The organism is Collinsella aerofaciens (assembly GCF_039752985.1).
GTDB classification, from domain to species: Bacteria; Actinomycetota; Coriobacteriia; order Coriobacteriales; family Coriobacteriaceae; genus Collinsella; species Collinsella aerofaciens_BT.
Window position 1 is genome coordinate 1 of sequence record NZ_JBDMHA010000061.1, and the last position, 13158, is coordinate 13158.

Annotated in this window: 10 protein-coding genes and 2 rRNA genes; 3 read left to right on the forward strand and 9 right to left on the reverse strand. The window is 58.6% G+C overall.

All coding sequences use genetic code 11. From position 1 onward, the window contains the following. Window positions 1-10: 10 nt before the first annotated feature. Window positions 11-871 (reverse strand): transporter substrate-binding domain-containing protein, encoded by an 861-nt coding sequence (locus ABHR76_RS08105; RefSeq protein WP_346977297.1) that lies wholly within the window; start codon window positions 869-871, stop codon window positions 11-13. A 349-nt stretch (window positions 872-1220) separates the two neighbouring features. Here ABHR76_RS08105 and rlmD point away from each other — a divergent pair, with 349 nt between their 5' ends. Beyond that, a complete protein-coding gene (rlmD, locus tag ABHR76_RS08110; protein ID WP_196022801.1) occupies window positions 1221-2669 on the forward strand; it encodes a 23S rRNA (uracil(1939)-C(5))-methyltransferase RlmD in 1449 nt (482 codons plus the stop codon). A gap of 78 nt (window positions 2670-2747) precedes the next feature. On the opposite strand, the gene ABHR76_RS08115 is transcribed toward rlmD, so the two are convergent. The 5 genes from ABHR76_RS08115 to tilS all read right to left on the reverse strand — a co-directional run bounded on the left by ABHR76_RS08115 (window position 2748) and on the right by tilS (window position 9484). Continuing rightward, window positions 2748-3569, reverse strand: a complete 822-nt coding sequence (locus ABHR76_RS08115; protein ID WP_022093941.1) for a phosphatase — start codon at window positions 3567-3569, stop codon at window positions 2748-2750. Between the two features lie 165 nt (window positions 3570-3734). Beyond that, window positions 3735-4919 (reverse strand): pyridoxal phosphate-dependent aminotransferase, encoded by a 1185-nt coding sequence (locus ABHR76_RS08120; protein ID WP_118081740.1) that lies wholly within the window; start codon window positions 4917-4919, stop codon window positions 3735-3737. Between the two features lie 189 nt (window positions 4920-5108). Continuing rightward, a complete protein-coding gene (gene ftsH, locus ABHR76_RS08125; protein WP_346977298.1) occupies window positions 5109-7184 on the reverse strand; it encodes an ATP-dependent zinc metalloprotease FtsH in 2076 nt (691 codons plus the stop codon). A 61-nt stretch (window positions 7185-7245) separates the two neighbouring features. Beyond that, on the reverse strand, window positions 7246-7794 hold the full coding sequence (gene hpt, locus ABHR76_RS08130; protein WP_022093938.1) for a hypoxanthine phosphoribosyltransferase: 549 nt from the start codon (window positions 7792-7794) through the stop codon (window positions 7246-7248). Between the two features lie 148 nt (window positions 7795-7942). Beyond that, window positions 7943-9484 (reverse strand): tRNA lysidine(34) synthetase TilS, encoded by a 1542-nt coding sequence (tilS, locus tag ABHR76_RS08135; protein WP_196022818.1) that lies wholly within the window; start codon window positions 9482-9484, stop codon window positions 7943-7945. Between the two features lie 48 nt (window positions 9485-9532). Here tilS and ABHR76_RS08140 point away from each other — a divergent pair, with 48 nt between their 5' ends. Further along, a complete protein-coding gene (locus ABHR76_RS08140) occupies window positions 9533-10342 on the forward strand; it encodes an MBL fold metallo-hydrolase (RefSeq protein ID WP_149926514.1) in 810 nt (269 codons plus the stop codon). Window positions 10343-10423: 81 nt separating this feature from the next. Here the strand turns inward: ABHR76_RS08140 and ABHR76_RS08145 are convergent, their stop codons facing one another. Next, window positions 10424-10855: an Hsp20/alpha crystallin family protein gene (locus ABHR76_RS08145; protein ID WP_035138719.1), complete on the reverse strand. Its 432-nt coding sequence runs from the start codon at window positions 10853-10855 to the stop codon at window positions 10424-10426. A 277-nt stretch (window positions 10856-11132) separates the two neighbouring features. Here ABHR76_RS08145 and ABHR76_RS08150 point away from each other — a divergent pair, with 277 nt between their 5' ends. After that, the gene (locus ABHR76_RS08150) at window positions 11133-11600 is read left to right on the forward strand and encodes a hypothetical protein (protein WP_138375038.1); all 468 of its coding nucleotides are present in this window, start codon (window positions 11133-11135) and stop codon (window positions 11598-11600) included. 130 nt (window positions 11601-11730) lie between these two features. On the opposite strand, the gene rrf is transcribed toward ABHR76_RS08150, so the two are convergent. Beyond that, window positions 11731-11846 (reverse strand): 5S ribosomal RNA (rrf, locus tag ABHR76_RS08155). Window positions 11847-11993: 147 nt separating this feature from the next. Beyond that, a 23S ribosomal RNA gene (locus ABHR76_RS08160) occupies window positions 11994-13158 on the reverse strand; the annotation flags it as partial.

Sequence of the window (13158 nt, forward strand, 5' to 3'; positions counted from 1 at the left end):
TGAATAGACATTACTTGAGCACCCAATTATCGAAAGACAAACCATAGCTTGAATATTTATCGCAGAGGTCCTTGACCGTGCCGTCCTCGTAGAGCGCCTTGAGCGACTCGGCTACAGCATCGGCCGACTTGGTGTCGCCCTTCTTAAAGCCAACGGCGTAGTGCTCGCTGGACAGCGGCTCATCAAGCTGCGTATAGGCATCGGGCTTGGCGGCAAGCTGATACTGGGCAATCGAAAGGTCGCACGCCACGGCATCGACCGCGCCGCTCTCGAGCTGCATAAAGGCCGTGTTGTACTCGCCGATCGTGTCGAGCGTGGCAAACGTCGCCGCCAGATCCTTCTGGTCACCCTCGAGCACATCCTGCGCAGCGGAATCGGTCTGGGTAATCACGGTCTTGCCGGCAAGATCGTCCCAGCTCTTGATGCCCGCGTCCTTCTTGACCACGAGCACTTGCTCGTTGAGCATGTACGGCTCAGAGAACGTGTAGTCATCCTCGCGCCCCTCCATGGTAAAGCCGTTCCAGATGCAGTTGATGGCGCCCGAGTTAAGCAGCGTATCCTTGGCGTCCCAGTCGATGGCCTCGTATTTGACCTCCCAGTCCTGCTTATCGGCAACAGCCTTGGCCAGATCGAGATCAAAGCCGGTGTACTCGCCATCGTCGCCCACAAAGCCGTACGGAGGATAGGACTTATCGAAGCCCACCACGAGCTTCTTGGACTCCGCAGCACCCTTCACATCCTTGGCCGCGGCAGAGCCAGCAGCGGAGCCCTTGCCGGCACCACCGCCGCAACCGACAAGACCAAGGCCAAGCACCGTGGCGAGCGAGCCGGCTAGACCAACAAACTGACGACGAGACATATCGGTGCTCATGGTATCCCCCCTTGATGGCACTTTAGTTAAGTAAAGTGATTCGTGTAACGTCCAGAATCATACACTTTAGTGAGATGGAGTACAAGGGAGGGTTTGCCCAGCGTGGGCGGGGAGCGGCGCGTAATTAAGTTTCCTGCTCTACAGTCCTGCGCAAGACGGAAAGCACATTAAGTGCTTTCCTTTGCGTGCGGAACTCGCGATAAACTTAATTACGCGCCGCTCCCCGCCCACGCCGGGCAAACATCGTTGGACTTATCACTGACATGAAATAGGCGCTTGTATATCGTCCGCTAGCTTGGCACGGTACAATGCTTTCAGCTTTCAATTTGTAAATTAGTGGGGTTAATTCATGGCAGAATCTCGTGCGGAGCGTAAGGCTCGTCGTGCTTTGATCGAGGCGGCTGAGGGGTCAGAGGAGAAAAAATCTTCTCAGAAATCCAAGTCGTCTCAGGACGCGAAGGGTAAGTCGGCCAAGGGCAAGGCTAAGGCCAAGCGTCCCGGCTCTCGTCGGAACGAGGATAAGGCATCTCAGACTCGCTCCAAGCGCTCGCATAAAGATCGGGTTTCGTCTGCGCGTAAGGCTGTGGACCCCAAGTCCCCCTGTTCGATCATGAAAGCTTGCGGTGGGTGCACGGCGCTCAATCGTCCTTATAAGAAGCAGCTCGCCGCCAAGCAGGCTGCTATGGAGGAGCTTTTTGCTTCGCTTTGTGAGCGTGAGGGCATTGCTGTAGATCCTATTCGTGGCATGGGTGTCACCCTGGGCGACCCGGGCAAATATCCTGCACCGCGTGGCTTTCGTCATAAGGCTGCCACTCCCTTTGCTCCCGGTAAGGAGGGCGCCGTCCGTTGCGGTTTCTTTGAGCGCGGCACGCACAAGATCGTTGCCGTACCCGAATGCCCCGTCGAGGCACCGGGCGCCCGTCAGATTCTCAACGGCATCGCACGCGAAGCTGAGCGGCTGCATATTCCCGCCTTTAATGAGGACAAGCATCTTGGTTTGCTTCGCTATGCCGTCGTCCGCTGCGGTTGGCGTACCGACCAGGTCATGGTCACGCTCGTGACCGCTCAGCGCGACTTGCCGCATGCGCAGGAGTTCTTTGAGGCTGTCGCCGCACTCGATCCGCGCATCGTCACCGTCGCCCAAAACATCAACGGACGCCCCGGCAACGCCATCCTCGGCGAGGAAACCCGCATCGTGTATGGCGCCGAATGCATGCGCGATCAGCTGCTCGGCTGCGAATTCGACATCTCCCCCACCGCGTTTTATCAGACCAACCCGCAACAGACTGAGCTGCTCTATCAGCTCGCTATCGACGGCATGGATTTGCACCAGGGCGATGTGCTCATGGATGCCTACTGTGGCAGCGGTACCATCGGTCTTTGCGCAGCTAAAGATGCCCAGAACAAGGGTATCGGCATTATGCTGCTCGGCGTTGAGCGCAACCCGGCGGGCATTGCCGACGCACGTCGCAATGCCGAGCTCAACGGCCTCACCCGCAGCGCTTGGTTTATGGCCGACGACGCCACCGACTACATCCTGGATGCCGCCGACAACAACGAACGCGTCGACGTTCTTTCCATCGACCCGCCGCGCGCCGGCTCCACGCCCGAGTTCCTCGAAGCTGCCTGCGCACTTAAGCCGCGCCGCATCACCTATATCAGCTGCAACCCCGTGACCCAAGAGCGCGACCTGCACCAGCTCCTCGACGGAGGCTATCGCCTGCTCAAGATCACGCCAGTCGACATGTTCCCTCACACCGACCACACCGAAACCGTAGCGGTCCTCGAACGCCGCTAACCAACCTCAGTAGATTTTTGGGACAAGAAAGGGGGCGACCCGCCTGGGCCGCCCCCTTCGCTTGGTTTATAAACTCCGCTACATCCCATTGCGCAGATCGCACACGCCGGCTGCCGCCATCTCGCACAGCAGCGTCTCGCGGTCGCGCGTCACGATCAAATCCAGTGGGAAGTGAATCTCGTCGAGCATCTTGCGCGCGTGATCGAGCTTGCCAATGGCCATGCCAATGTGGGCATCGGTCGACACGCCAATGCCCACGCCCAGCTCGGCGCAGCGCTCGGCAATCTTGCGGCATACGGCCCAATGCTCAGTGTCGACACCGTGTTCAAGACTATGGTTGTTGATCTCGATAATCTTGTGCTTGGCCTTAGCTGCCAACAGCACCTCGTCGATATCGAACGGCACGCCCGAACGCCCCGTGTGACCCAGCATGAACACCTTGGGGTGCTCCAGGGCATTGATATACATCTCGGTCGTCTGGGCCAGCGTCGCGCCCTCAGCAATCTGCGGATTATGCACGCTCGCAACCAAATAATCCAAATTACGCGTAACCAAATCGAACAGCGAATGCTGACGGCTGTACGAATCGCCGGCAATATCGAGCGTGACAGGAGTGTCCTCGCCAAACAGGCTTCCGTCCAGCGAAACGATATCGGCCTCGGCACCACGCAGCACCAGCACGCCGCTCCAAATGCGCGGCCAGATATCCTGGTTGATAAAGAACTGGTAACTGCGCAGGTCATTGGGGCAAGCCGTAACCATAGAGCTCAAATGGTCGGCAGATCCGAGCACCTGCAGACCACGCTCTGCCGCCCAGTACACATTCTCCTCAATGGTCGAATATGCATGCGCAGAGAACATCGTATGGGTATGAATGTCACAAGAAAGCAGGTAGGGCATCAGGTCTCCTTATCTGGCACGGCCGTCGCTTATATTCATTGTACGCATAGCCTTCGATAGTCGTAAAACCACTCCATCCCAAAGACACAACGTCCATGACAACGGGGTCCGGCTTAACACCAAACCCCGTTTCACGTAAAACATTGTAGGCAGAGCGCTTTACTTTTAACGATACTCGTCCGCCAACTGTTTCCAAGCGGGTAGCGAATTGACAATCGTTTCGTAGCTCACGCAATAGCCCAGGCGGAACCAACCCGGCATACCAAAGCTGTCCGAGGGAACCGCAAGCAACTCATACTTCTTTGCGCGCTCGCAAAACGCATTCGCATCGGGCTCCAATGCTTTCACCCATAGGTAGAACGCGCCATCCGGCTCAACATAGGTGTAGCCATACTCCGCTAGTGCGTCGGTAAGCGCGGTGCGGTTGCGTGCATAGGCCTCAACGTCACTCGGCTCATCGATGCAGTCGATAATTACGCGCTGAAAGAGCGCCGGCGCGCACACGAAGCCCAGCGTACGGGCGGCACCGGCAACGGCCGGCATCAGACGGGCAGCCTGCGGATTGGTGTTGGGAACCAAGATCCACCCCACGCGCTCACCCGGCAGCGACAGCGACTTGGAATACGAGTAGCACACGATGGTGTGCTCGTAGATCGAGGGCACCCAAGGCACCTCGGCACCGTACACGATCTCGCGGTACGGCTCATCCGAGATGAGCATAATCGGATTCTCGGGATCGCGCTGAGCGTTGGCCTCGCGCAGAACATTGGCCAGTCGCGTCAGCGTGTCGCGCGTATATACGGCACCGGTCGGGTTGTTGGGCGAGTCGATAATGACGGCTGCCGTCTTGTCGGTGATCGCCTTGAATACGTTATCCACGCTCAGCTGGAATGTGTCCTCGTTGGCAAGCGCCTCGACACACGTGCAGCCGGCCTTCTCAATCCAAACGCGATACTCCGGAAAGTACGGGGCGATAACAATAACCTCGTCGCCCGGATTCGTAACGGCGTTGAGCGCGCAGGTGAGCGAAGCCGCGGCACCCACCGTCATAAAGACGTCTTTGCCCTCATAGCTCGTGCCAAAGCGGCGGTTGAGCGATTCGGCCACAGCGGCACGACATTGCGGCAGGCCCGGTGCGGGCGTGTAGCCGTGCAGCTGGTCGCTCGGCAGCTCCAGGGCCTTCTTAATGGACTCCGCCACAGCAGCGGGTGCCGGAACGCTCGGATTGCCCAGCGAAAAATCGAATACGTTTTCCGCACCGATCTGCGCCTTGCGCTCAAGGCCATAGCTAAAAATCTCACGGATGATGGAGCTTTCCGCACCGCGAGCATACATAGTTTCGTTGATCATCTGTTCCCCTTTCGCATAGGCGCTATTGTACGCTTTAGCCGAGCAAAGTGCCGCAGCAATGTTGATTGGGGACAGACTTAAATGCGTGAAAACGCTCATTTAAGTCTGTCCCCAATCAACAGACGGCCCCATATCGCTCAAAAGAAAAAGCCTCCGCAGGTTTCCCCGCGGAGGCTTTCGCCACAAAGACTATTTGTCGGCGTCGGTGTCGGCATCGACGACGGCATGGTCATCGTCAGCATCATCGGATGCGGCTTCGGCATCCTCCTGCATGGCCGCCTGCGCAAAGGCCGCGGCATCAGCCGCCAGCTCCTCCTCGCTCATTCGAGGCACGCGCTTCTTGGTCGGCATGCCGGCCGCCTTGGCATTGCGCTCCTCCTTGGCCGCCAGGATATCGCCCTCGCGCTCAAGGTAGGCATTCCACTCGTTGTCGAGCAGGGCGTTCACGGCGTCGCCCTCGACGGTCTCGCGCTCAAGCAGCACCTTCGCCATCAGATCGAGCTGATCGCGACGGGCGTCCAGGATCTCGACCGCACGACGATGGGCCTCACGCATAATGCGCTGAACCTCGATATCGATGCGGCGCGCCGTCTCCTCGGAGTAATCCTGGTGATCGGCGTAATCGCGACCAAGGAACACCTGATGTTGCGCCTCGCCAAACACTTGCGTGCCCAGCTCCTCGCTCATGCCCAGGCGCGTGACCATCTCGCGCGCCATCTTGGTTGCGCGCTCCAGATCGTTGCTCGCGCCCGACGTAATGTCATCGCACATGAGCTCCTCGGCAACGCGACCGCCCAAGAACACGGCGAGCTCGTCGAGCATCTCGTTCTTGGTCTTGAGGAAGTGGTCCTCCTGCGGAAGCTGCAGCGTGTAACCCAGAGCCTGACCGCGGCTGACGATCGAGATCTTGTGGACCGGATCGGAGTGCTCCAGGATGTGGCCCACCAGGGCGTGACCGCTCTCGTGGTAGGCAATCGTGGTGCGCTCGGCCTCGGTCATCACGCGACCCTTGTGTTGCGGTCCGGCAATCACGCGTTCCATCGACTCCTCGACCTCGTCCATCGAGATCACGGAACGATGGCGGCGAGCAGCCAGCAGCGCAGACTCGTTGAGCAGGTTTGCCAAATCGGCACCGGTAAAGCCAACGGTCATCTGGGCGAGCTTCTCAAACTTCACGTCCTCGTCCATCGGCTTGTTCTCGGCATGCACGCGCAAGATCTGCTCGCGGCCCTTCACATCCGGACGGTCGACCGTAACCTGACGGTCAAAACGACCGGGACGCAGCAGCGCCGGATCCAGAATGTCGGGGCGGTTGGTGGCGGCGATCAGGATGACCGACTCGCTCTCCTCAAAACCGTCCATCTCGACAAGCAGCTGGTTGAGCGTCTGCTCGCGCTCGTCGTGACCGCCGCCCAAGCCAGCTCCGCGCTGACGTCCCACGGCATCGATCTCATCGATGAAGATGATCGACGGGGCCTGGGACTTGGCCTCCTTAAAGAGGTCACGCACGCGGCTGGCGCCGACACCTACGAACATCTCGACAAAGTCGGAACCCGAGATGCTAAAGAACGGCACGCCCGCCTCGCCGGCAACGGCCTTGGCCAGCAGCGTTTTACCGGTACCCGGAGGGCCAACCAGCAACACGCCGCGCGGGATCTTGGCGCCCAGTTTGCGATAGCGATCCGGATCGCTCAAAAAGTCACGGATCTCCTCGAGCTCCTCGACTGCCTCGTCCACGCCGGCAACGTCTTCAAACTTGACCTTGGGGCGTGTGGCCTCGTTGGTCTTGGCGTTGGTCTTGCCAAACTGCATGTTCCTGTTGTTGGCGCCCATCATCTGGCGCATAAAGTAGAACATGATGGCGATCAGGGCGATCGTCGGAAGCACACTCATCGCCAAGTCGCCCCAAAAATCGGGATCGTTGGTGTTGACGATGTACTTGGTATCGGGGTGCTCCGCCATGAGCTCGGCAAGCGAATCGGAGCCGACATAGGTCGAAGAGAAGCTCTTGAGCTCGCTCGTATCGCCCTTGTCCTTTTTTGTCTTCCAGTAATGACCCGTCACGCTTCCGTCTTGAACCGTATAGGTCAGATCTTCGACGCGATCCTGCTTGATGGCGCTGACCATCTCGCTCGTCGCGAGCTTAACGGTATTGCTGGAGCTGGCAAAGCCGGAACCCATATTAAAGAAGGCATAGCCCAGAAGCGCGCAAGCCAAAAGAAAATACAGCCAGCCCGTACGCGTGGGCTTCTTGCCTCCGGGCATCCCCGGGATCTTTGGGTCCCGGGGAGTCTGGGAATTGTTGTCGTTACGGTCGTCGGGCATCTTACGAATAAACCTCCGGTTTCAAAATGCCCAGATACGGAAGGTTGCGATAGCGCTCGGCATAGTCGAGGCCGTAGCCCACCACAAAGGCATCGGGGCAATGGGTTCCAACATACTTGGGCGTGATGGCCGAGACGCGGTCCTCAACGTCCTTCCACAGGAAGGCGGCGACCTCCAGAGAAGCGGGCTTGCGGCTCTCGAGGTTCTTCATCAGATACTTGAGCGTCAGGCCCGAGTCCAGAATGTCCTCGACGATCAGCACGTCGCGACCGCGGATGTCGATATCCAGGTCCTTAATGATACGCACGATACCCGAGGACTTCACACCGTCGCCGTAGCTCGAAACAGCCATGAAATCGATGTTGGTCGGCAGCTCGATCTTACGCATCAGGTCGCCCATAAAGACCACGGCGCCGCGCAGGACCGCAATCAGCACCAGATCCTTACCCGCGTAGTCGCGCGTAATCTCCTCGCCCAGGCGAGAGACGATACCGTCGATATCCTCCTGCGTAAACAGAACCTTCTCGATATCCGGATGTTGAGAAGCCATGACAACCCTTTCTTGTGCTTAATCGCCCACACACCGCCGTATGGACGCGAACTACACATTCTAGCAGCGCACGGGGTATATTTTCCAGCCCGCGCACCATCAGCGCGGGAATACCGTCAACGCCGCACAGAATAGCTGGCGTAGGACGCTATTCCGCATCGACCACACGAAGCAGATATGCCACGCGCGTTGCGGCCGTGCACTTAAAACGCTCGTCCGCGCGAACTCCGGCGACCCACACCACGGCACCTCCCGGCGCCGTCCTCACCATGGGCACGCCGGCGCGCTCGGAAACGGGAATGCGAGCCTCGCCTAGCAAGTCGGATACTTTCTTGCTTCGGCCACTCATCCCTAACGGGCACATCACGTCTCCCGGTGCGGGACCGTCCACCCACAGGCGCGCCAATCGCGCCTCGACAGGGATCTTGCCACGCGAGCCCGCCAGGATCCGCTCACTATCGCTGTCGGCAAAACCCAGGGCAGCCGCGTCTACCAAAGCTGTCACTTCCCCGGCAGCCGCAAGCTCACGGGCGCGACGCACGATATCGCATCCCGGCTCAACGGCCATCGGTTCTGTGACCAGCATACGTCCCCCGCCCAACGGCAAACGACCGGGTACGGTAACCCAGTCCGCGACCAGGCCCTCGCGAGCCGCCGGCGCCTTAAACGCCAGCATGCCAAACTCAATGCGTGCGTCAATCCCCGCCGGAAGCGTGACCGAGCCGGCGCCCTCGGCAACGCAGGAAAGGACTCGCTCCACATGTCGCATCTCTGGACGAGCGTCCGGATCGATGCGCTTAATCGCCAGTCGCACGATGCGCCGCGCGATTACCACCTCGGCCGCAGCAAGGCGTCTGGCATCGAGCACTAGCGCGCCCGCCGCCTCCTTGCGCAGGCAGCTTCGAAACGCCTGCGCCGACAGCTGGGATAGAAACGCGTCTTCGTCACCCAAGATCTCACAGGCGGCGCCAATCGTCTTGCACACGCTCGCATTACGCTGTGCCACCACTGGCATTACCCGATGGCGCACGTAGTTTCGCAGATACGAGATATCCTCATTGCTCTCGTCTTCACGCCACGGCTGACCATGTACCTGTAGATAGCCCACAAGCTCGCCATGAGTTAGGTCGAGCAAGGGACGCACCACGATATTCCTCCGGCGAGGAATGCTCGATAGACCAGCGGGCCCCGAACCCTTAATCGCGTTCATCAAAAACGTTTCCGCGCGATCCGAAGACGTGTGCGCGGTGCAGATACGAGCCGCCGTTCGCGGTGCCCCCGTCTGGGCGCAGAGTTCGCGAACATACCTCCGCGCCGCGGCATAGCGCACCTCGCGGGCCGCGGCCTCAATATTGCCCGACTCCCCATCAAAATAAGCGTGCTCCACACACAGCGGTAAACCATATTGCGCGCAGAGCTCACGCACAAAGGCCTCGTCGCCATCGGACGCCTTGCCGCGCAGATGATGGTTTACATGCAGCACGTGCAGTCGCTCGCGCGCGATGGGAGCTACACCACGCCCATCCTGAATATCCAACTTTGATGTGCACGCCATAAGAAGCAGTGCCGTCGAGTCCGCACCACCTGATACCATGAGCACCACGGGGGCAGCCGTCTGCCGCGTTGCCAGAGCTTTATCATCAGCCCACGATGCAGCATGGTGTCCATAATGCTGAGATACCGTTGGCATTTGCTTCCTCCTCTATTCGTTCGCACCCATTGTATCCTTTGGAATCTTATGTCTCGTCTGCACCTTCATATCCTTGGCAGCGGCTCAAAAGGCAACTGCGCGCTCATCGAAGGCCCCCGGGGGCTCATCATGATTGACGACGGTCTTTCTCGCCGCGAGACATTAAAGCGCATGGCAGAACTGGGGCTCTCGGCAGACAACGTCTCGGCTCTTCTCATTACTCATGAGCATAGCGATCACATCAAGGGTCTCGATGTCTGGTGCAAGCACTGGCACGGCCCCCTCTTTGCCAGCAGGGGCACACTTTCGAGCAAAGAAAATCTTTCGCATCTGCCTGTCGAGGAATTCGATCCCGGTGACACCCTATCCATTACCGGCATCCACGTGCAAACCTACTCAACATCACACGATGTCATCAATCCAGTCGGCTATCGATTCGATGCCCTCGATGATTCCATCGGCATTGCCACCGACACCGGAGAGCTATCGAGCCAAGCCATGAACACCCTCAAAGATTGTCGAGTCCTCGCGCTCGAAAGCAACCACGATGTGACTATGCTGCGCGAGGGAGAATATCCCCGCTTTCTTCAGGAGCGCATCCTGTCTGCAAGGGGACACCTCTCCAACGACCAAGCCGCCGAAGCCGCGCGCGAACTTGTTACCGATCGCACCGAACAGCTCATTGCCATGCATATCAGCCAAGATAACAATCGTCCGAGCCTTACCGTCAAAAGCTATGCCAAAGCTCTAGCCGCAACCCTGGATGACGAGGTCGGTAGCTCCGCCACCCTTCTCCAAGGATCGCGAAAACTCTCGATACGCCCTGCAAGTCAGTATCAACCGACAACCATTGTATAGACCGCTCAATAAAACAAAAGGGGCCGGGAATCAAATCCCAGCCCCTTTATCTTGGCTCAAAAGCTCTGACCATCGGAAACGTTAGTCGATGGAGATCTTCGTAACGTTCTTCTTCTCGACGATCTTGGGAACCGTAACGGTCAGGATGCCGTCAGCATACTTAGCAGAGAGACCCTCGCTCGAAGCGTCCTTCAGATATACGCCACGCGTCGCGCTGTACGAGCTGAACTCCTTCTGCAGGAAGTTCTTGCCCTCGTTCTCCTCGTCTTCCTCGACATTCACGCTAATGGACAGACGGCCCTCATTAAGCTCGACATCGATATCGTCCTTGGCGACGCCGGTCAGATAAGCCTTGACCTCATAGCCATCGCCCTTATCCTCAACGTCAACGGGAAACGCCTTGGAGGCAATAGAGCTGTTCGCCAGGTCACTCATATCATCAAACAGATCGAACAGCGAGCTAGCAGAGGGACGAACGCCAAAAACCGAACGATAAGGAACCATGCTTGCCATGTTTACCACTCCTTTATAGGACTGCCGAGTCATCTTCTAGGTGACTGGGACTTCTTTTGACGTTCTTATATATGCCCACCCGGTGCTCATATATACACCGACTATAAAGTTTTTTGAGTCCAGTACTATAAGCATATCTAAGTGAGTAAGACTCAGGTTTTTGGAAGGTTAAGGTTCTTTGAACCAGAGCTTAAATAACGAGTATGTCCACAGCTACAAATAACAAGGGGCTTACAATGAGCGCGTACACGTTGTTGGTAACGAGCTAAAGGGCATCATGGACGACCAAAACCAGAACAATATGTTTATGCCGACGCAGGGGGAAGATATTTCCACGCAGCCGCCACGGTTCCGTCGCCCCCACATCTCGCAAGAGCCCATTAATGATGCAGAGCCCGAATATGTGACGAGAAATCGATATCAAACGCTCGAGGATGCCCAAACGGGACGTAAGCATATGGGCGTCGCCTCGGGAGACCCTGTATATCTGAAAGACGCACCATTATCTAAAAACAGCGCAGCTAGTGATGAGCCGATGAAAGCATCCGCCACTCATCGACAAAGAGGTCCTCGACCAAAGCAAACCTTGACGCATTCGGCTCGCTATCTCGAAACGCCAAAACAGGGAAAATCAATCTTCGTTTCGACAAGTAAACGACGCAAGCAGCATCGACTGACAATCCTGCTTTTGATCATTGCGGTCATAGCAGTTGCCCTTGTTATTCGATTTATTTTCTTTAAATAAAAGCTCAATACCAAAAACGATAAGATCGTCTGGTGTAAATGAGTCATTTACGCCCGGTAAACGCAAAAAAGGGGGAGGCCGCGAGGCCTCCCCCTTCTCAGTTCAAGCGTACGGCTCGGTGCCGTCCACCGGTCAGCGGCGCCCTGGCCTCCCACGGGCTGACCCCGCAGTACTCTCGGCGCGATGGGGCTTAGCTTCCGGGTTCGGAACGGGACCGGGCGTGCCCCCCATGCTCTGGCCGCTGACCGGTGGGCGGCGCCCACCGTTACGGTGTCCTGGGTCTCACTCTACACGTGCCCTGGGGGCCGCATGGCGCATAGGGGAGGTGACTCGGGGGCATCCTCGTGCCCGGACCGCGCTTCAGAGCGCATGTCCCGCGGGCCGCGAGGTGCGGTTCCGGAAGAGCTCGGGCGATTAGTGCGGCTCGGCTGAGGCTGTCGCCAGCCTTGCACCTGCCGTCTATCGACCAGGTAGTCTACCTGGGCCCTTACCGGAAGGAGAACTAATCCCTGGAACGGCTTCCCGCTTAGATGCCTTCAGCGGTTATCCGCGCCGCACGCGGCTACCCGGCCGTGCCGTTGGTCGACAACCGGTTCACCGGAGGTGCGTCCACCCCGGTCCTCTCGTACTGGGGGCAGCCTCCATCGATTCTCCTGCGCCCACGGAGGATAGGGACCGAACTGTCTCACGACGTTCTGAACCCAGCTCGCGTACCGCTTTAAACGGCGAACAGCCGTACCCTTGGGACCTGCTCCAGCCCCAGGATGCGATGAGCCGACATCGAGGTGCCAAACCTTGCCGTCGATGTGGACTCTTGGGCAAGATCAGCCTGTTATCCCCGGAGTACCTTTTATCCGTTGAGCGACGGCCCACCCACTCGGGGCCGCCGGATCACTAGAGCCTGCTTTCGCACCTGCTCGGCTTGTGGGCCTCGCAGTCAAGCCCGCTTGTACTCTTGCATTCAAAAGGACGGTTGCCGACCGTCCCGAGCGGACCTTCGCGCGCCTCCGTTACCCTTTAGGAGGCGACCGCCCCAGTCAAACTGCCCGCCTGGCACGGTCCCCGAGCCGGTTGACGGCCTCGGGTTAGGACGCCGGTCGCGCGAGGGCAGTATTCCAAGGGCGGCTCCCCGGGGGCTGGCGCCTCCGGATCTGTGCCTCCTGCCTATCCTCTACACGCGGGACCAGCGGCCAATGCCAAGCTGCAGTGAAGGTTCACGGGGTCTTTCCGTCCTTCCGCGGGTAAGTCGCATCTTCACGACCAGTGCAATTTCACCGGGTCCATGGTCGAGACAGCGCCCAAGTCGTTGCGCCTTTCGTGCAGGTCGGAACTTACCCGACAAGGAATTTCGCTACCTTAGGACCGTTATAGTTACGGCCGCCGTTTACCGGGGCTTGGCTTCGGGGCTTCGCCGAATCGGCTAACTCCTCCGCGTGACCTTCCGGCACCGGGCAGGCGTCAGACCCTATACGTCGCCTTGCGGCTTCTGCAGAGTCCTGTGTTTTTGGTAAACAGTCGCTTGGGCCTCTCCACTGCGGCCCGCCTCCGCTCCCCGGGC

Excerpts from the sequence above, each read along its gene's own strand:
- rlmD (WP_196022801.1), top strand. The coding sequence starts at position 1,221 with ATGGCAGAATCTCGTGCGGAGCGTAAGGCTCGTCGTGCTTTGATCGAG.
- tilS (WP_196022818.1), bottom strand. The coding sequence starts at position 9,484 with ATGCCAACGGTATCTCAGCATTATGGACACCATGCTGCATCGTGGGCT.
- ABHR76_RS08115 (WP_022093941.1), bottom strand. The coding sequence starts at position 3,569 with ATGCCCTACCTGCTTTCTTGTGACATTCATACCCATACGATGTTCTCT.
- ftsH (WP_346977298.1), bottom strand. The coding sequence starts at position 7,184 with ATGCCCGGAGGCAAGAAGCCCACGCGTACGGGCTGGCTGTATTTTCTT.
- ABHR76_RS08140 (WP_149926514.1), top strand. The coding sequence starts at position 9,533 with ATGTCTCGTCTGCACCTTCATATCCTTGGCAGCGGCTCAAAAGGCAAC.
- ABHR76_RS08150 (WP_138375038.1), top strand. The coding sequence starts at position 11,133 with ATGGACGACCAAAACCAGAACAATATGTTTATGCCGACGCAGGGGGAA.
- ABHR76_RS08105 (WP_346977297.1), bottom strand. The coding sequence starts at position 871 with ATGAGCACCGATATGTCTCGTCGTCAGTTTGTTGGTCTAGCCGGCTCG.
- ABHR76_RS08120 (WP_118081740.1), bottom strand. The coding sequence starts at position 4,919 with ATGATCAACGAAACTATGTATGCTCGCGGTGCGGAAAGCTCCATCATC.
- hpt (WP_022093938.1), bottom strand. The coding sequence starts at position 7,794 with ATGGCTTCTCAACATCCGGATATCGAGAAGGTTCTGTTTACGCAGGAG.
- ABHR76_RS08145 (WP_035138719.1), bottom strand. The coding sequence starts at position 10,855 with ATGGCAAGCATGGTTCCTTATCGTTCGGTTTTTGGCGTTCGTCCCTCT.